Consider the following 18,035-nt stretch of genomic DNA (forward strand, 5'->3'; position numbering starts at 1 on the left):
ACAGTCCGCTCTTAAAAACGAACGGCCCAGACCGAACGCTCACGGGTGAACATTGTTTGGTCCGCTATACGTGGTTCTCACCACTCAGTCCTTTTCGAGTGGGTTGGCGCCCGATAAAGGACCAGCTGTTTGCCGGTCCTCGAAGGGCATACCCAAAGGGCACCGGTGTTAAATCGATCAATGTCGCAATCTGTAGCGGAGCGGGCAGGGGAACGCCGACGCTCCGGCGAATGCTAAACTACGGGCATGGCCGCACCGGCAAGGATGTTTACGTAACCCGCTCCAGTCCTGAGAGCCGAGCCGTCAACGACCGCTTCTTTCCAAAGGTGCGCAGCTCCGAAGGACACGTCGTTGTACGTGTCCAACCAAACGGTGAGTATAAAATTTGGGTCACCGATAACAGTGAAGAGTGCGACCGGATCACCTCCGAGAGCCGCGCCGAGGCAGGCCGGTCGATTACCGGCCGGATACCGGTCATAGCGGTGCGCTCCGCACGATTGTAAACGGCCGCGAGATTACGATCGGTGTCTTCCAATACGCACGTTTGTCATCATACCGTGTAAGGCAAACTCTATGGAGCAACCTTACCTAGCGCGAAGCAGATGGTTGGCGGCAAATGTGCTGCCGCACGAGCCGGCCATGCGTGCCTGGTTACGGCGGACGACCCAGATGTCGGACTCAGACATCGACGACATTGTTCAGGAAAGTTACGCCATTCTCGCGCGCCTAGAGAGCGTCGACTCTATTCGCGACCCTCGAACTTACGCGTGGCAGGTGGCGCGGTCGGTTTTCCTCCAAGGCCTGCGCCGCAACAAGATTGTCCCGATCGGCTCCCTCTCCGACCTCGCGGCACTTGGCGCGATCGACGAGAAACCCGACCCCGAGCAACATGCTCACGGCCAGCGTGAACTGCGGCGTGTCGAGGCGGCAGTGGAGGAGATGCCGACGCAGGTCCGAAAGGTGTTCTGGCTGCGCCGAGTAGAAGGGCTTTCCCAGCGCGAAACGGCTGCTGAGCTTGGCTTGGCCGAGCATACTGTTGAAAAATACAGCGCGAGGGGAATGAAATTTCTGCTTCGACAGTTTGGGCGTGGCGGAAATGTGACTGCCGGGTCATCTAATGTCCAGGACCCAACCCACCGAGAGTATGACGCGTCGAATGCCCAACCGCGAAACAGCCAGCGAGATTGACGAGACCGCGGTCAATTGGGCCGCGAGGGCAGAGCGCGGACTGGTTCCGGAAGAGCGAGCAGACCTAGACCGGTGGCTGGACGGTGACAGTCGTCATCTTGGCGCGTTCGTTCGCGCCCAAGCCGCATGGATCCATGCCGAGCGCGCCGGAGCGCTCGGCCGGATGCCGGAGCCGGAAGACGGTCAAAAGGCGGAGATAGGGGAAGAAGCGCTGTCGATCAGGCAGTCTTACTCCCGCGGTCTAAGCAGGCGGATGGTCCTGGGTGGCAGCGCGGCCGCCGCCTCGCTTGGGGCGGCCTATTTGGTAGGTTTCAATCGTGACACTACCCTGGAGAGCGGCATCGGGGAGATACGCCATATCAAGCTCGCTGGTGGCACGACGCTTACGCTCGATACCGATACGCGAGTTGATATTGCCCGCTCGTCCCAAGATCGAGCGCTGCAGCTCGTACGAGGTAAATTGTTCGTCGAGGTGGCTAATTGGCGGAACCGGCCCCTTGCTGTGCGCGCCGAAGGCATCATGCTCGAAATCGTTGAAGGTGCTTTCGGCGTCCAGAGCCTCAGCCAAGCGCCGCTGGTTGCGCTCGTCACCAACGGTAAGCTCCTTGTTGAGCAATCTCAGGGCATCTTTGGTCAGCCGCGCACTGTTACGGTCCAGGAAAACCAGGCACTCACGATGTTTCCTCGTGACCAACTTGACCCCCGTGACGTGCGGTCGGTGCAAGCGGTGCAGCGCGAGCAGCTTCTTGCGTGGCGTGATGGAATGCTTTCTTTTGGCGGGGAGCTTCTTAGCGATGCGGTTCGCTCCTTCGACCGTTATGGTTCAACCAGAATTGTTGTGGCCGATCCGCACCTCGCGCGACAGAAAATCACCGGGCTCTTCAAGGCCAACGATGCGAAAGGCTTCGCAAGAGCAGTGGCCGCGAGCTTTGGGGCGGATGTCAGGGACGAGGGCGGGATCATTCGGCTAGTTGCGAAAAATATTGTCTCGACGTAGCCGGAAATTTCGATTGCCGTGCATCTTCCCAACAGGGACCCTGTAGCTTCGGGCAAAGATCGTTGATCAGCAGATCATATCACGTTCCCGCTAGGGGATTAGCGGCACTTGCTGCATCAATGTCCGTATCTGCGCCTGCGCTTGCGCAACGAATTGCCTTCAACGTTCCGGAACGGCCGGCCGTGGCGGGTATCCCGCAATTCGCGCATCAGGCCGGGATCCAGATTGTGTCGCCGGCAGGTCTTGCAGGGTTGAAAACTCATGCCGTCATTGGCCACTTCACGGTCGAGGAGGGGCTGCGGCGACTGCTGCGATCTACTGGCCTCCATCTCGTCGCGCGCAACGGAAATATTCTTAGTCTTGCGCTATCACCCCGCGTATCGAGACAGAGCGCGACAAAACCGAAACCGGCCAAGCCGGCGAGATCACGAAGTTCCTTCGTCGCCGCTGAGGTTTCAGCTTCGCCGCCGGAGCCTGATACCGACATCATCGTCACCGGTACAGTTTCACCCGAACGACGGCTCGACGCCGGTTTGGCCGTTACGACGGTGTCGCTGGATCGTATTCACGAGCTTGCTCCGAACAACACAGCTGATCTGCTCAAACTCGCGCCCGGCATCTGGGCCGAGACCACTGGAGGGGCCACGGGCGCGAACATTTTCGTTCGTGGCTTTCCGACCACGGGGGACGCACCGTTCCTGACGGTCCAGCTGGATGGTGCTCCGATATATCCGCCGACCGAGCTGGCATTCAGCGAGAACACGACGCTTTTCCGCATTGACGACATGATCGACCGGGTCGAGATTTTACGTGGAGGTACAAGCCCGATCTTTTCCAACGGGCAACCTGGTGCAGTGATGAATTTCGTTCAGCGCACGGGGACGCCGGATCTCCAAGGCGGGCTTCGCCTGACGACAACGGACTATGGAACACACCGCGCCGACGGCTACCTGACGGGCCCGCTTGCTCGCGATACGACCTTTGCCTTCGGTGGGTTCTATCGGACGTCCGACGGGCTGCGCAACACGCAGTTCCTCGCCGATCGTGGTGGCCAGGCCAGCGCGAACGTGACGCATGAGTTCGCCAACGGCAAGATCACGGCTTACGTCCGGTACACGCGGGACCATAATGCGTTCTACACCGGCGCGCCCCTAATCGCGAACGCGGACGGCAGCTTCGGCGCTTTGCCGGGCTTTGATCCGCTCCGCGACACGCTGATCGGTCGGGACACGCAGCACCTGTCCATCGAAACCGGTCCGCGTGAGTTTCGTGCGGTTGATCTAGACGAGGGACGGGGCGTCGATCTTCTGTTCGCTGGCACGAGCTTTGACTGGTCGGTCGGACATGTCCGCGTGACGAACCGGCTTAACGTCACGAAAGGGGACGCCAATACAATCGGTCTGTTCACCGGCCCAGTGCCCGAGACGCTGGGCCAGTACATTATCGATACCGTTGCGCGGGCCAATGCAAACGGGCGCACCATTGCGGCAGCGGGCCCGGCAAGCTCCGGTCAGGGCGTGATTGCGGCGACCGGCGTCGCCATTCCTGCCGATCGCTATGTTCTGACCGCCGGGCTTTGGTCCGTAAGAGAGTCGATAGCGGCGGTCACGAACGAGCTGCGTGTGTCGACCACGATCAACAGCGGGCACCAACTGACCGGCGGTTTCTATCTATCGCACTATCAAACCGGTGATCGTCGCATCCTCGGCAACAATCTGCTGTTGCTTGCAGAGCCGAATGCGCAGCGTATCGACGTGCGTCTCGACAATGGCGTGCAGGCCACGCGCGACGGTTTTGTAAGCGCGGCGACCAGCCAGATTGTCGGCAGGAGCAAAAGCACCAACATGGCGCTGTTCCTCGACGATGACTGGGCGGTCTCGGAGCGAACCAGCCTCGACGTCGGCGTTCGTCTCGAACACCAAATGTTGCGCGGTGAGGTACGCGATGTCCTCCCAAATGTGGACTTCGACGACGACCCGCTGACGCTTTACAATAACAATGGCGCCTTGCTGTTGGCGTCTTCAAGGACGCTTGGCGACGATGCGGAGCGATTATCGTGGGCGGCAGGGCTCGTACACAGGCTGGTGCCAGGAAAGGTGACGCTGCACGCGAGGTTGAACCACGGCTCCAACCTTCAAAGCTTCGATAAACTCAGGATTGGCGGTCAGCGGACCCAATCTGCCGATGTGCTAGAGGCGGGGGTCGATGTCGGCGTGGGGCCAATTCGTGGGTCTGCGAACGTCTTCCTCAATCGGTTCGACGGACTGCAGTTCACGCGTTTGCTAGCCAATGCCGATGGCAGCGTTGGGTCTATCCTGTTGGCGGGGGGCGCGCGTGCGTATGGTCTCGAGCTCGAGACGACCATCTCTCCCACGCCGCGATGGTCCGTCGAGTTACAAGGAACGTTCCAGGACGGACGCTATCGTGGTTTTGGCGGAAACAACGGGAACCGCGTCGTACGCCAGCCCAACATCCATCTTGCGGTGGCACCAGTCTACACAACTCGCATTGCAAGCGCGCCGCTGAGGGTGCGAGCAACCTTCACCTTTGTCGGCAGGCGATTTTCCGACGTCGAGAACCTGCAGCGGCTGCCGTCCTACTCGACCGTGGACCTCAGCCTCCATGCCGGGTCTGACCGGGGCTTCTATGGTGATGTGGTGGTTCAGAACCTATGCAACGCCTTTGGGCTTACCGAGGGGAATACCCGGGTGATCGGAGCGGTCCTGTCATCCGGGCCAATCGTTGCACGGCCACTGTTTGCGCGCAATTTCAGCGCTTCGATCGGGTATCGGTTCTGACCCGTCAAAGCTTGCCGGAGCTTACTACGACACCGCTTATTTCCGACAAACGCGCAGCTTGGCCATCCCCAGCGACTAAATTCGCTGGCTGCATTTAGTTTAGAAAAGATCTGGCCATGTAGCCGGATTTCGAAAGCGCCAAGCATCTCCCTTCTGGATGCGGCTTCAATGGCGCGCCTCCGCACAATTTCGGCGGTTCGGGTCACGAAAGGTCTTTCGTGCGCGCGGGCATGCTTATTCCAAAGGGGGGGGACCCGATGCGTGTGACCTTACGACATTCCTTGTTAGCGACCGTCGCTCTGGCGGCGTTGCCGGCAGCCGTTCAGGCACAAACCACGAGCGCTGCTCCGGCGCCTGTCGACTCCGCGGCCCCTGCCGCAGATCAGCTGCCCGCCCCGGACACGTCAGGCGATGAGATTGTGGTCGTTGGTTCGGCAAATCCGGCGGGACAGCGCAGGCGTGAGGCCGGCTACGCTGTTACGACGCTGAGCAACGAGGCTATCATGGCCGCAGCACCGATCAGCGCAGCCGATGTGTTGAAGCTGGTGCCGGGCATTCACGCCGAGACGACGAGCGGAGTCTCCGGTCCAAACATTCAGGTCCGGGGCTTCCCGACCAGCGGTGATTCAAAGTTCGTCACCATGCAGATCGACTCGCTTCCGATTTTTCCGGTATCGAGTCTCGCTTTCCTCGACAATTCAACCCAGATCAGGCTCGACGAGACTATCAAGCGCGTAGAAGCGACCATCGGCGGCCAAGCAGTACTATTCGGCAACGGTCAGCCCGGCGCGACGGTCAACTTCGTTCAAAAGAACGGCAAAACGGATCCCGGCGGCCTCGCCGAATTTACCTATGGCACCGGCAGCCAGTATCGTTTCGACGGATATTATGGCGCTGACCTCGGCAATGGCTGGTATGGTAGCGTCGGCGGATTTTACCGGACCCAAAAGGGCGTTCGTAACACGCAGTTTCCGTCTGATCAGGGTTATCAAATCGTCGGAACGATCCACCACGAGTTCGAGGATGGCTCATTCACACTCTACGGACGTCAGACGCACGATCAGAACGCGTTCTTCACCGCAGTTCCGCTCATCCGAACGGGACCGGACAATGACATTAAGCTGCGCCCGTTCCCTGGCTTTAATCCGACACGGGACACGTTTTTGGGTAATGCCAATCGAATCGTGACCTTCAACATCGCCTCGAACGGCACAAACACGCCCGTTTCGAAGACCGTGGATCTTGCGAAAGGCCGTGGTATCGACCACCATTTAGTCGGCTTCGATTTCGACAAGACGTTCGGCGACATCTCCTTTTCGAACAAGCTGTCCTACGCTGCAGGCACAACCCCGACGATCGCCCAATTTACCGGTGCCACGCCGGTCACGCTCGGCTCTTTCATCACGAGCCAAGTGACTGCTGCGAACGCCAACGCCACGGCCACGGCGGCGGCTGGTCGACCCGCGACAGGCGGAACAGCGACGCTCATCAGTAACGGCCAGGCGCTGACCGACCTAAATCAATTTGTTCAAGGGATCGGCATCACTTACGTCTTGAAGAAAATTAAGTCGTTCCAAGACGAAGCCCGTCTGTCTGCCGAGATATTCGAAGGAAACACTCTGACGGGCGGTGTTTATTTCGCCGACTACGATTCCGATGATACATGGTTCACCGGCCATAATCAGTTAATGACGGTGCAGAACAACGCATTACCGATCAATATCGTGCTGAACAACGGCGTGAAGGTGACGAACGGAAGTGGCGTTTACACGCCCACCGCACTAGCGCTCCACAATGTCTATCACGGCCGAAACGAAGCTGTCTTCTTAACAGACTCTTGGAGGATCACGCCGAAGCTGAAGGTGGACGCAGGCGTCCGCTATGAGTGGGAGCAGGTCGACGCGACATTCCAGAACTCTGCGAGGGCGAACATCTCTACCGATCCGCTCGCGTTGTACGACTATGGTGCCTCCGTGCTCCTTCCAAGCACGCGGCCAGTCGAATATAGTGGGTCGCACGCAGCCTTTAACGTCGACGCTAATTATGAAGTATTTCACAACGTCAACGCTTTTGTCGGCTATAACAAGGGCTACTCACTACCCACTTTTGACGACCTACGTACAAATGTGAGAACCACCTCCAAAGTCGATCAGGTGCAAGGTGGCATCAAGACCTTTAGCCGGTTGTTCGCGCTCGATCTAACGGGTTTCTACAACACGTTCAGGGGACAACCGGCTTCCCAGCTTCTAGCCGATGGCACCATTGTGAACTACTTGACCAGCTCCGACACCTATGGCGTGGAACTGAACGGGGAGGTGCGGTATAATGGCTTCGCGTTAGCCGGGCAGGGGACCTATCAGCACGGCAAGTATGTGGCCGGCGGGCCGGGTATCACCGGCAATCAAGTAATTCGGAACCCCGATTTCCAGGCGCGCGTCACGCCAAGCTATACGTTCGACACGCCGGTCGGCGGGCTGATGTTTTACGCCACTGGCTCGTACATTTCTGACCGCTTTTCAGATCTTCAAAATCTGCAGCCACTCCCGAAATACTACACGCTTGACGTGGGTGCCTCGCTCATCATGCACAACGGTTTGGAGATCCGCTTTACCGGCACCAACGTGACGAACACCCTTGGCATCACCGAGGGTAATAGTCGCGTCGTTGGTAGCGGCGTAGCCGCTGGAGGCGTGTTCCTCGGCCGGCCGCTGTTCGGGCCAAACTATCAAGTCAGCCTGAAAATGAAGTTCTAACTAGGCCGCAGGCTTGGGCGCCAGCCCGGGCCTGCAATCCTATCGAGTAGGTGCAAATGAAAACCCTTGGTCTACTCACATGGCCTCTTTTCACGCTCGTATTGGCAGGAGGAGCATTAGCGCAATCGGCGGCCGATCGCGCCATTGCGGTGTCGCGTGCCGCCGCGACGCCGGAGGATGTATTCGGGCCGCTGTTCCGGGCCGTGCAGGTCGCCCACGTCTTTCCCGACAACAAGGCGTTCACCGACCTGATCCCGCGTGACCGGCCTGAGGTGATCCTGGTGGCATTCCGGTCCGAGCAGCCGCGGGGACGCGCGGCGCTTGCCGCCTTTGTCGCGCGGCATTTCCGTGAACCGGATGCCGGGACGCCGGCCCAACTGTCGCTGCGTGAGCATATCAAGGCGCTCTGGCCGGTGCTGTCCAAGCCGCCGATGGCGGTGGTGCCGGGATCGTCTGCGCTGGAGTTGCCGAACGCGTTCGTCGTGGCCGGGGGGCGGTTCCGCGAGATGTATTACTGGGACAGCTATTTCACGATGCTGGGCCTGAAGGCCGACGGGGAGCAGCCGCTGATCGAGTCGATGCTGGCGAACTTCGTCTCGCTGGTGGAGCGTTTCGGGCATGTTCCGAACGGAACGCGATCCTATTATCTCAGCCGGTCGCAGCCGCCGTTTCTCGCGCTGATGATGGACCTTTCGGATACGCGGGACCCGGCTTTGCAGCGGCGGCGACTGGCGGCGCTGAAGACGGAACATGCCTATTGGATGGCGGGCGCGACCTGCATCGATGCGACCGGTTCGTGCCAGCACGTGGTCAGGATGCCCGACGGTGCGCTGCTCAACCGTTACTGGGATGCCCGCGAGACGCCGCGGGATGAGTCCTATGCGCTGGATCTTGCCACGGCGGAGAAGGCAGGTTCCCGCCCGAAGGAGGCGGTTTATCGCGATCTTCGCGCCGGCGCGGAGAGCGGGTGGGATTTCAGCTCGCGCTGGTTGAAAGACGGTAAGTCGGTCGAGACGATCCATACGACCGACATCGTGCCGGTCGACCTCAACAGCCTGCTCTGGAACCTTGAAACCGCGATCGCGCGGCGGTGCCGGGCGGCGGGCGATCTTGCCTGTGCCGCGGACTTCGACAGGCAGGCGAACACCCGCAAGGCGGCGATGGCGAAGTATCTCTGGTCGGCGATCGAGAGGCGTTTTGCGGACTGGGATCGGTCGTCGGGGAAGGCGACGCCGTCGATCAGCGCGGCGATCCTCTATCCGTTGTTCGTCGGGCTGGCGACGCCGGAACAGGCCGCGCTGACGGCGAAGCTGACGAAGGCAAAGCTGGTGGCACCGGGCGGTCTGCGCACCACGACCGTTCGGACCGGCGAACAGTGGGATGAGCCCAACGGCTGGGCGCCGCTGCTCTGGATCGGGGTTCGGGGGCTCGATCGTTATGAGCAGTCCCGGCTTGCCGACGACCTTGCGAACCGGTGGTTGAAGACGGTTTCGTCCTTCTACGCCTGCACCGGGCGGATGGTGGAGAAATACGACATCGAGCGCGGCGTCGCCGGCGGGGGCGGGGAATATCCGGTGCAGGATGGGTTCGGGTGGACGAATGGCGTCACCCGCGCGCTGCTCGATCGCCCAGCGCCGGACCGGTCAATCGCTGACCCCGCGGCTCAACGTCCCCAGACTGCCTGCAACCCGACACCATAAGGAATCCATGATGAGCAACTCCGGTGTCCTCGCGCAGAACATGTGGATGCAAAAGCGTTCACTGCCGCAGATTGGCAGGTGGGCAGCAGACGTCGCGAGAGCGGCGCTGATCGCGGTCGCGGTCGCGGTCGCGCCCGCCGCGCCCGCCGCGCCCGTGCTGGCCGCCGCGACGCCGGGGAAGCTGCCGGCTTGGTCAAGCGGCTACTTTTACATCCATCACATCAGCACCGGGCGGGGTAATGCGACCTACTTCGTCATGCCAGACGGGACGACCATGCTCATCGATGCCGGGGAGGCAGACCCCGAGTTTGCGAAGATGGTAGCGCCGCTGAAGGCTTTCCCTCCGCTTCCCGACGGTTCGCACTCGGCCGGCTACTGGATCGCCGACTACATCCGGCAGTTCGCCCCGGCTGGTCGCCCGGTGAAGCTCGATTATGCGTTGATCACCCATTTCCATACTGATCACATGGGCACCGTCACAGCGGACAAACCCATGTCGCGCACCGGTGCTTATCGTCTCGCCGGTATCACTGAGGTCGCTGATCTCATTCCGATCGGTACACTCGTCGACCGGGCTGCGCCCACCTACGACTATCCGGTCGACCTGCGCGAATGTGCTCGTCCCGGTGGTCTACCGGGATCCAACGGAATGTCGCTGTCCAACTATCTCGGTTTCGCCGATTATCGGTTGAAGCACGGTCAGGCGGTCGTGGGCCTGAAGCCGGGTGCGCTGGATCAGATCAGGCTCGGCAAGGCCGGCGCGTTCCCCACCTTCCACATCCGCAACGTGGCATCGAGCGGCGTGATCTGGACGGGTGCTCGTGACGAGACCCAATACTACATTCCGAAGGACGCCGTCTCGGATTGCAGGTTCGACGAGAATCCGTTCAGCAACGTCCTGACGATGGCCTACGGCCGGTTCAAATACTACTCTGGCGGCGATATTCCTGGTGTGCCTGCTTATGACCAACCTTGGTGGCGGGACGTAGAAACACCCGTGTCGGCAGTCGTCGGACCAGTCGACGTCATGCTGCTCGACCACCACGGCAACCGGGACACGGTCAACGAGAACATCCTGCGCAACCTTGCTCCCCGCGTCCTCGTGCAGGAGAACTGGCTTTCTCCGCAGCCCGGCGAGGATGTGGTCAACAGAATGGCCTCCAAAGGGCTCTATCCCGGTCCCCGAGACGTTTTTTCCATCGGCATGGCCGTCGAAACCCGCGCCGCGATCGGTCCGATCATGGACAGCATATATAAAAGCTACAACGGCCATGTCGTTATTCGCGTCGCGCCGGACGGTGAATCCTATGAAGTGTATGTCCTCAACGACGCAAATACCCGCAGGGAGATAGTAAAACGGTTTGGGCCGTATCGATCGAAATAGACGCGGTTCGCTTTGTGTGTGGACCGGCCCCGAAAGCGGGACCCCGCTTTAAGCAAGGAAACTACCCGTAATCCTTAGGAAAACTATGGGTTATGAGGGGTCACGATCGACGCCGATCTGGACCCCTGGCTATGCAGAACCTGCAAGTGGGCTCAATAGCTTAGCGAGACTTGGTCGGGGTCCCAGTTTCGGTGCCGACCCACAGCACGGGCAGGGGAAAAGGGTTGAAGGGCTGCGTCAGAAAGGGTGTTAAAGCCCACACCGATCCAGAAAGCGTTTGAGGCCCTGCGGGCTGACCGGATGAAGCATGAAGCACAGCGCACGGAATATCGCGATTAGATGCAAGCAGCCGCAGCGGTTCGCTTGCCCACATTGCCATCGTTCGGAAGAATGACGGTAACGGCAGGGCAGGTGACCGCGTCGGCTGCGTTGCCAACTCGTGACGGTCGCCTGTCGGTAGCGGTCCTGGTAGGGTAGGTGCTCGATGGTCCTTAATTCATCTAGAACTCAAAAGGACTTAGCCCGAAAAAGCTGCTATTTTTTGAAGCTTATTTTGCACGGAAAAAGGACTGACGCTTTGCGGTGCCCTAAGGGCATACCCAAAAGGCACCGCAACGCGGCGCGATCTGGCATCGTGCGGCGTCAGTGGTAGAAGTGCGTTCGTGTGACACGCCGCTGCGCGCGTGCCATTTGGAAGCACGCCTTGCCGTTAAGCGACGTCATGCCTACAGAACACCTATCGGCAACTAAGTCTCGCAAGGTGCTGCCATGACGTTCCAGATCAATATCACTTCGAACGGTCGGATGAGCCTTCCTGCTGACATTCGGAAGCGTCTGGGCCTGACCAGTGGCGGTGCCGTCTATCTGGACGAGACTGAAGACGGCATTGTTTTGCGAACAGCCGCACAGTCGGTGGCGCGAGCTCAGGCGCTTGCCAAGCAGTACACCGGCGACAATCCCGACGCGTCAGTCGATGCCTTCCTTGCTCGCCGCCGCGAGGAAAGCGGGGAATGAGTGTGGTACTCGACGCCTCTGCCCTCATTGCGATGCTCAAAGGGGAGGGGGGCGCGGTCAAGGTGGCAGCTGGAATTGCAGGGGCGCGAGTTAGCAGCGTGAACTACGCTGAAGTGGTCAGCCACTTTATCCATGCGGGCATGCCGGAACGGCAGGTCGATGAGATGCTGGATCCTCTCCCCCTCACAATTGTGCCGGCGGACAGGGCGCTCGCGCAGATCGCGGGTCGGATGCGAGCCGTGACAGCGGAGGCAGGTTTGAGCCTAGGCGACCGCTTCTGTCTGGCGCTCGCACGTCGTGAAAGATTGCCGGCGTGGACTAGTGACCGGAACTGGAAGAAGGTCGCGGATGCCGTCGAGGTCAAGGTTGTAGCTATTCGCTAGGTGCGCCGGTTTTTTTCAAGTGTACAGACCACTCTCACCTGCCTCGTAGATAAACAAACGACCGCTTATGTCAGAGGCTGAAGATCGGGTTTATCGCAGCGAATAATCAACTAAGCGACCTGATCTCGGTTCGTCCCGCGACGACACTCGCCGCTTCAGAAGCTGCCTTAGGTCACGGTGCGTTAGTCGTCGTCTTCCTTGTCCCACTCAATCTCATCGTATTCCTTGGCCTTTAGCAAGCGGACTAGTTCCTCTTTTGTGGGGTAATCCCGCTTCAGCTCAAGCGTCCGTAAGTCCACCAATTCACTTGGATCAATGGCGACGATCTGCTTGTCGAGCTTAAAAGCCTTAGTGTGTTCGCCCCGTAAATTCTTGGCGGTGAGCGTCACGGTGATTTCTAGCGGCTCGTTGCTGGAGGTGGGCGCGACGACCCCTTCGAAATAGTAATCCTGTCCGCTGTGAAAATCCTCACAGCTCGCCTTCGTCTCGTGGCTCCTGCGTGCCCGCAGCGTCGTCTCAAATTCGTGCCGGCCGACCCGCGGGGGGATCATGTTTCCCAACTGCCGATGCATGCTAAGCGAGCTGAAATGATCCGGCCGTGGCACGGGGGCGGCGGGTCCACTAGCTGATACGGCCACGACCCGACGATTAATCCACCCATCGCTTGTCTTGATCGACACGACAAGGTGATCAGCCCGTATGTCGCCGCCATTGGTGACGCGCACCGTGAGAAGCCTTTGATTGAATAGCAATTCAAGTTTCTCGCTGAATTTCGTAACGAACGACGGCACTTCACGCGTTATGAAGGTGCTATACTTCCCATCGTAGGAGCTATCGCGGTCGCTGCCGAAAGCGGAGCTAATGCCGTAGCTGTCCCTGCTGCCGTTCGACTTCTTAGGGTTTTGCTTCTTGATAAGCGCGGTGATGGCGTCGGCCTGCTCGGCATCCAATTTCGCAACCCGGTAGATTGTCGGCGGAGAGATGTCGGACACCACGATTGAAATCTCGAAAGTCGGCTCGTCCTTTTTGTATTCGGCGACCTGCTGCTTGAGCCTCTGAATTTCCTTGTCTTTGGGGCTGGGTTCAGGACCGCGAAGCCAACCGTCGGATGCTTGATGAACTGGCAAGTCGCGACCGCGCGCATAAGCCAAGGGCTTGATGTCGTGGCTAATAAGAATGCGATTTTGCGAGGCCACATTGCGCACGTTGAGCGCTTCAGCGACAATCCTGCTGTCACCGTCATCTGGATCGAGCTCGTCATAGTCATTCCACGGAATGCGCGAGCATGTCGCCATCTGAAGTTCGACGCGTGGGTCGGCCTCACGAAGAACAATCGGCTCGCCATTGATGACAGACGGGGCAATCAGCCGATTGAACGCCCTTGCATGCGGACCTAAACGCCCGTCCCGCTTCTTGGCGTCGATCTCTTCCATCGCCTTCGGGACGATCAAGGCACGGATCAGTCCTGTCTTTGCGATCTCTGTCCAAGGAAGTTCGGCAACTGGCTTACCTTCAAGCACGATATTCGCGTCGAGGAAGGCGACCAATTCATCGGTGGAGTTAGGCGGGACGGTCATTGCCTATGATATCTCCTGACGCACCGTTTTGAGCAACCTCCACCCAATGCAACGCCGACTTCTACTCAGGTCAGAAACCGGCTTAGCTATAAACATTAATGGCGTAAGCTCATGCACGCTGAGTCTGCGCGAGGTGCCCCCAAACGGCCATGAAATCACAGTTCGCCGAGACTTATGAGGAACGGCGCCGGCGCGCTTGATAGACCGGGCTGAAAGCGGCGTTGCCCCGGCTGCTGCTTCGCGGCAGACATGGTGCCATTTTTCAGAAGTTCGAGCGTTAATCACCCTGCAACGCGACACGGCGGATAGGGAGCGGGAGCCCTTGCTAATCTGAGCTGGCGTCGGCCATATGAAGCATGACTTTTCATAGGTGTAGTGATGTCTGGTAACGAGGGCGAAGATATCGGTCCCGATGTAGCCCTACAATACGGTGAGATCACCGAAGACGATCTGGGCTTGGTTGCGGACGATATTCAGCAACTAGTCGTCGCGCCGACCGACTGGACGATAAGCGTCCTCGTTGATCTGCTACGCAAGCGCAAGATCGATTTGCAGCCGAACTACCAGCGACGAGTGGCGTGGGACGAGCCGAAGATGTCTCGGTTCATTGAAAGCCTGTTCATGCGGCTTCCGGTTCCCCAGATCGTGCTGGCTGAGATGCGTCCCGGGGTCTTCGCTGTTATCGATGGCAAGCAGCGTATCAACTCGCTGGCGCGGTTCTGCTTGGATGATCAGGCACCTCTGCGGCTGAGTGGATGTGAGTACCGCGCGGACCTCAACGTCAAAACCTACGACGATCTCCAAGTCGACCCGGCCATGGAACCTTCTGTGGATGCGTTTCAAAATCACACGGTACGAACGGTTGTAATTAAGAATTGGAAGTCCGATAGCCTGCTCTACCTGCTGTTCTTAAGGTTGAACCAAAACAGCGTGACACTCTCCCCTCAAGAACTTCGCAGGGCTCTCTATCCCGGCAAGTTCATGGATTGGCTGGACGATAAAACTGCGCAATCCGCAGCAATGGCATCCGTCTTCAAAAAGGTGCCGGATTTCCGAATGCGCGACATGGAAGTCGCAACTCGAGCTCTCGGCTTCAAAAGGTTTGCCGACCTGTATGCGGGCAACATGAAGAAGTTTTTGAACGACACGTCCAAACGGCTGTCGGAAAACTTCGATGATCAACTGGGCCAGTTAGAGGATGACTGGATGCAGTTTGAGGGAGGTATGTCTCTAGCAAGCGACATATTCGGCGACAACGCGTTCAAGTCTCGACAGGACGGAAAATATCAGCGCAGTCCAAATCGGGCCGTCATCGATATAATGGCCTACTATTTTGCTGATCCCGCCGTCCGTGCCGCAATCCATGACAACGAAAGGGTGGCCATTCGCACTGCGTTTGAGAACCTCTGCGATAGGAACGCGAAGTTTCTCCAGGCTCTCCAGACATCGACGAAGACTACCAAAGCTACCAGCCAGCGGTTCCATGACTGGGGTGACGCACTGAGAGACATCATCGGCGGAGTCGTCGTTGAATTTCCGTTGGCTCGCAACTCCTAGGCTAAACCACCGTCATGCCGCTCGCATATACAGCTGACTATCTAACTCTGAGGGCAAGGTTGACGAGTCTGACCCACCTGCTGCCACCGCAACCAGCGGCGGGTGCCACGCCGTCAAGTCAGGATGTCGATAAAATGGCAGCATTCGTGGTTCTGTTGCATGCGGAGTGTGAGCACTTCCTAGAAAAGCGGGCGTTGAAAGTTGCGGACGATGCCACAGCAGCCTTCGATAGCGGCGGCGATTTCGGAAGGGTTGCCAGGCATCTATGCGTTTTTCCGTTCATAGATGCGCCGAAACAGAAACCTGACTTGGAGAAAATGCTGAGCATTTTCGGAAATAGCGGCTTCGGCATCATGGCAACCACCAAGACAATCACTCAAAACCGAGCCGAGTACGGAAAGTTGCTGAACATCGGCTATCAGCGCTACAAGCAGGCCGTCGCAAACAACCATGGAGCGGCCCTGAAGTATCAATTCAAACTTTTGACGGCGCTTGGATTTGATGTCGATTTGCCCGGCGCTACGTTCAAATCTCGCATAGCCCAACTCGCAACCTACCGGGGTGAAGCTGCGCACACTTCGGTCGTGGCTGCAACCAACACGGTTTCGCCCACGACTCTAGGGACTTGGCCAGCGGACTTAATAGACGGATTTGCAAAGATGGATCGTGGCCTGTCCTCGCTCACAACAAGGAAGAAGTAGCCGTCGGAAGTTGAAGTAGAAAGTTCGCGCTAAGTTCGCGTGGTCCGTTGGACACTGTGCGGCAATATTCGTGTTTCGAAAACTGCTCCAGACGGCCAAGGCCGAATTGGTCGATAGCAGAATGACAGATCTCGCAGTCGGTCACTCCAAACCGGACGTTCAACTGGGCTTTTGTGCATCCATGGTGTCCCTCTTACGGCGCACTACTTGGCTGTCAATGCGCACGCTATCTGGCGGCATTTCGATTGCGCTGATTAGCCGTGCTGTGAGCCGCATCTAACGAATGCATGCCAGCATCTAAGCTGTGCACACGATCTTGGCGGCGTGCATGGCTTACGCGCTGCTGGACAGTGGCTGTTTGCAAACTACATAGTTGGAATGGCTCATCCTGCCGGATCCCTTCCCGACCTCGTCATCGCGCGATGGGCTAAGCGTGCCCTCACTTATGGCGCTACGGTCGTCGCCGTCATCTCGGCCGGTCTCTACTTCCTCTTTCAGACGGCCAACAAGGCCACGCTGTCGCCATACGGGCTCGATCCTTCGGGTTTTTCGGGCTCAGTAGTGGAGATAATTGGCGGAGGGCTTGGCTCGCTTCTCGTATTTTCAATCATTGTTTTCGTGCTGTACTGGCCTTTAGGATGGCCTGTGGCAGCGCTGAGCCGTTGGATCGGCGGCCTGTACGTCGGTCGGTTCGGTCAACCGGCAGCACTTCGTAGGCTTGAGGCCTGGATTACTTCTGATCCCGCGAAGCGGACCCAGCGAGCCCTTATGACGGGTATCACCATGATTGTGCCGCTATTGGCCTTTCTGCTCCTCTGGTCTGGATCTGCCATAGGCAACTGGCGCGTGTCACAGGCTGAGTGGTTAGTTTCGGCAAATAGCTGCGCGAGCGGGTGCTTCGATTACAAGCAGGAGGGTCGCGCCGCCATGGTGACCGGTCGGCCTATAGCTGCAAATGCGTCACGTATGGCGATTGTAGTCGGCTCGCATAAGGCTGAGATAATTGATGTTGCAAAGATTACGACAGTGGCAGCACATCAGGGAGAAGCTGTTACAATACCGAAAGAAGCGCCTTTGACGCTACGGATCCAATGGTGGATCCTAGATGTCATAAACGCAAACTGGTGAGATCTTAAGATCGCCTTGGCGCGCGAACAAGGTATTCCGACAAAACATCTAATCTTTGCATGCAACAACTAAGGCGTGGACCGCTTATGCTCGGCTAACGCCTTCCCTCGATTCTTTGTGTAAGGTCGAGAATGAGCAGCTCGTCATCGACCGGGTAGCGAGGAACCACTTCCCGGCAGAGCAGTTATCTAGGCACCGACGCCATCCCCCCACTCGCGCCGGTTCCATTGAGCGCCCCGCCACCCCCCCCGGCGGGGCGTTTCGCGTTTGCCGGCAGTCGAAAAGCAAAAAGCCAGGCTCAGCATGGCTGGACCTGGCTCTTCTGCGACCTTCGGTCGAGCCCCCCGGCTCCGAAGTAGACAAGCTTCTTAGCCGCGATGTCGCTGAAATGCGCCGCAGGGGAAACACCTAAGCGTCAGAGGCACCCTTCCTCGCGGTAAACGCCGCGGATGGACGCGAGCGTGCTGTTCGGACCGGGTTGCCAGTAGACGCGAGCCGCCACCGAGCAGGGGAAGTTCCCCTCGTGGCGAACCGCTCCGTACTCCCCACCAACCTCATACCATGTCGGCCCAAAACCTTGCTCTTGCAGCTCACGGGCAAGGCTGGCGATCGGAGTTCCTGCCGGGAAGCGTTCCCGAAGTCTCGTGTCGAACTGAACCGACGCCTTCCTCCAGTCGGGATCCAGATCGTCGGTCAGAGAAGGAGGTGAGCCGCCCCCCCACAGGAGCAGGGTGAGGATCGCGCCAGCGAAGAAGCAGCCGAGCGCCATCAGTACAATGCTGCGGTTCACCACCATCACTCCCCTTGTCGGGCGATCCTACCGTAGAAGGGCAGGGGCACGCACCTCCCATCACG

The 18,035-nt window shown here is 58.8% G+C and carries 13 protein-coding genes; 11 read left to right on the forward strand and 2 right to left on the reverse strand.

Annotated elements, in window-relative coordinates; translation table 11 throughout:
• The first annotated feature begins 606 nt into the window (after window positions 1-606).
• From FHT02_RS19180 to FHT02_RS19215, 8 genes are all read left to right on the forward strand, one after another.
• Complete coding sequence (locus FHT02_RS19180; RefSeq protein ID WP_246352562.1) at window positions 607-1,188, forward strand: RNA polymerase sigma factor; 582 nt, start codon at window positions 607-609, stop codon at window positions 1,186-1,188.
• Entirely contained in the window at window positions 1,157-2,185 is a 1,029-nt protein-coding gene (locus FHT02_RS19185; protein WP_246352563.1) for a FecR family protein, read from the forward strand. Before FHT02_RS19180 ends, FHT02_RS19185 begins: the two co-directional genes overlap by 32 nt.
• A gap of 119 nt (window positions 2,186-2,304) precedes the next feature.
• A complete protein-coding gene (locus FHT02_RS19190) occupies window positions 2,305-4,983 on the forward strand; it encodes a TonB-dependent receptor (protein ID WP_184091458.1) in 2,679 nt (892 codons plus the stop codon).
• A 257-nt stretch (window positions 4,984-5,240) separates the two neighbouring features.
• Window positions 5,241-7,736 (forward strand): TonB-dependent receptor, encoded by a 2,496-nt coding sequence (locus FHT02_RS19195; RefSeq protein ID WP_184091460.1) that lies wholly within the window; start codon window positions 5,241-5,243, stop codon window positions 7,734-7,736.
• Between the two features lie 56 nt (window positions 7,737-7,792).
• Entirely contained in the window at window positions 7,793-9,436 is a 1,644-nt protein-coding gene (gene treF, locus FHT02_RS19200) for an alpha,alpha-trehalase TreF (RefSeq protein WP_184091462.1), read from the forward strand.
• A gap of 7 nt (window positions 9,437-9,443) precedes the next feature.
• Window positions 9,444-10,820 (forward strand): ComEC/Rec2 family competence protein, encoded by a 1,377-nt coding sequence (locus FHT02_RS19205; RefSeq protein ID WP_246352564.1) that lies wholly within the window; start codon window positions 9,444-9,446, stop codon window positions 10,818-10,820.
• Between the two features lie 768 nt (window positions 10,821-11,588).
• The gene (locus FHT02_RS19210) at window positions 11,589-11,834 is read left to right on the forward strand and encodes an AbrB/MazE/SpoVT family DNA-binding domain-containing protein (protein ID WP_184091464.1); all 246 of its coding nucleotides are present in this window, start codon (window positions 11,589-11,591) and stop codon (window positions 11,832-11,834) included.
• Window positions 11,831-12,217 (forward strand): type II toxin-antitoxin system VapC family toxin, encoded by a 387-nt coding sequence (locus FHT02_RS19215; protein WP_184091466.1) that lies wholly within the window; start codon window positions 11,831-11,833, stop codon window positions 12,215-12,217. Before FHT02_RS19210 ends, FHT02_RS19215 begins: the two co-directional genes overlap by 4 nt.
• Before the next feature lie 182 nt (window positions 12,218-12,399).
• Here the strand turns inward: FHT02_RS19215 and FHT02_RS19220 are convergent, their stop codons facing one another.
• Window positions 12,400-13,794, reverse strand: a complete 1,395-nt coding sequence (locus tag FHT02_RS19220; protein WP_184091468.1) for a PIN domain-containing protein — start codon at window positions 13,792-13,794, stop codon at window positions 12,400-12,402.
• 378 nt (window positions 13,795-14,172) lie between these two features.
• Between FHT02_RS19220 and FHT02_RS19225 the strand changes: the two genes are divergently transcribed.
• The 3 genes from FHT02_RS19225 to FHT02_RS19235 all read left to right on the forward strand — a co-directional run bounded on the left by FHT02_RS19225 (window position 14,173) and on the right by FHT02_RS19235 (window position 17,180).
• The gene (locus FHT02_RS19225; protein WP_184091470.1) at window positions 14,173-15,351 is read left to right on the forward strand and encodes a DUF262 domain-containing protein; all 1,179 of its coding nucleotides are present in this window, start codon (window positions 14,173-14,175) and stop codon (window positions 15,349-15,351) included.
• Between the two features lie 59 nt (window positions 15,352-15,410).
• On the forward strand, window positions 15,411-16,052 hold the full coding sequence (locus FHT02_RS19230) for a hypothetical protein (RefSeq protein WP_184091472.1): 642 nt from the start codon (window positions 15,411-15,413) through the stop codon (window positions 16,050-16,052).
• A 378-nt stretch (window positions 16,053-16,430) separates the two neighbouring features.
• A complete protein-coding gene (locus FHT02_RS19235; protein WP_184091474.1) occupies window positions 16,431-17,180 on the forward strand; it encodes a hypothetical protein in 750 nt (249 codons plus the stop codon).
• Between the two features lie 415 nt (window positions 17,181-17,595).
• On the opposite strand, the gene FHT02_RS19240 is transcribed toward FHT02_RS19235, so the two are convergent.
• Window positions 17,596-17,970, reverse strand: coding sequence for a hypothetical protein (locus FHT02_RS19240; RefSeq protein WP_184091476.1), 375 nt, complete (start codon window positions 17,968-17,970; stop codon window positions 17,596-17,598).
• Between the last annotated feature and the right edge of the window lie 65 nt (window positions 17,971-18,035).

It is taken from the genome of Sphingomonas xinjiangensis (assembly GCF_014199255.1).
Classification (GTDB): domain Bacteria; phylum Pseudomonadota; class Alphaproteobacteria; order Sphingomonadales; family Sphingomonadaceae; genus Sphingomonas; species Sphingomonas xinjiangensis.

Coding starts and splice junctions, on each gene's coding strand:
- FHT02_RS19190 (WP_184091458.1), top strand. CDS start 2,305: ATGTCCGTATCTGCGCCTGCGCTTGCGCAACGAATTGCCTTCAACGTT.
- FHT02_RS19210 (WP_184091464.1), top strand. CDS start 11,589: ATGACGTTCCAGATCAATATCACTTCGAACGGTCGGATGAGCCTTCCT.
- FHT02_RS19220 (WP_184091468.1), bottom strand. CDS start 13,794: ATGACCGTCCCGCCTAACTCCACCGATGAATTGGTCGCCTTCCTCGAC.
- FHT02_RS19195 (WP_184091460.1), top strand. CDS start 5,241: ATGCGTGTGACCTTACGACATTCCTTGTTAGCGACCGTCGCTCTGGCG.
- treF (WP_184091462.1), top strand. CDS start 7,793: ATGAAAACCCTTGGTCTACTCACATGGCCTCTTTTCACGCTCGTATTG.
- FHT02_RS19235 (WP_184091474.1), top strand. CDS start 16,431: ATGGCTCATCCTGCCGGATCCCTTCCCGACCTCGTCATCGCGCGATGG.
- FHT02_RS19205 (WP_246352564.1), top strand. CDS start 9,444: ATGATGAGCAACTCCGGTGTCCTCGCGCAGAACATGTGGATGCAAAAG.
- FHT02_RS19185 (WP_246352563.1), top strand. CDS start 1,157: ATGCCCAACCGCGAAACAGCCAGCGAGATTGACGAGACCGCGGTCAAT.
- FHT02_RS19215 (WP_184091466.1), top strand. CDS start 11,831: ATGAGTGTGGTACTCGACGCCTCTGCCCTCATTGCGATGCTCAAAGGG.
- FHT02_RS19225 (WP_184091470.1), top strand. CDS start 14,173: ATGTCTGGTAACGAGGGCGAAGATATCGGTCCCGATGTAGCCCTACAA.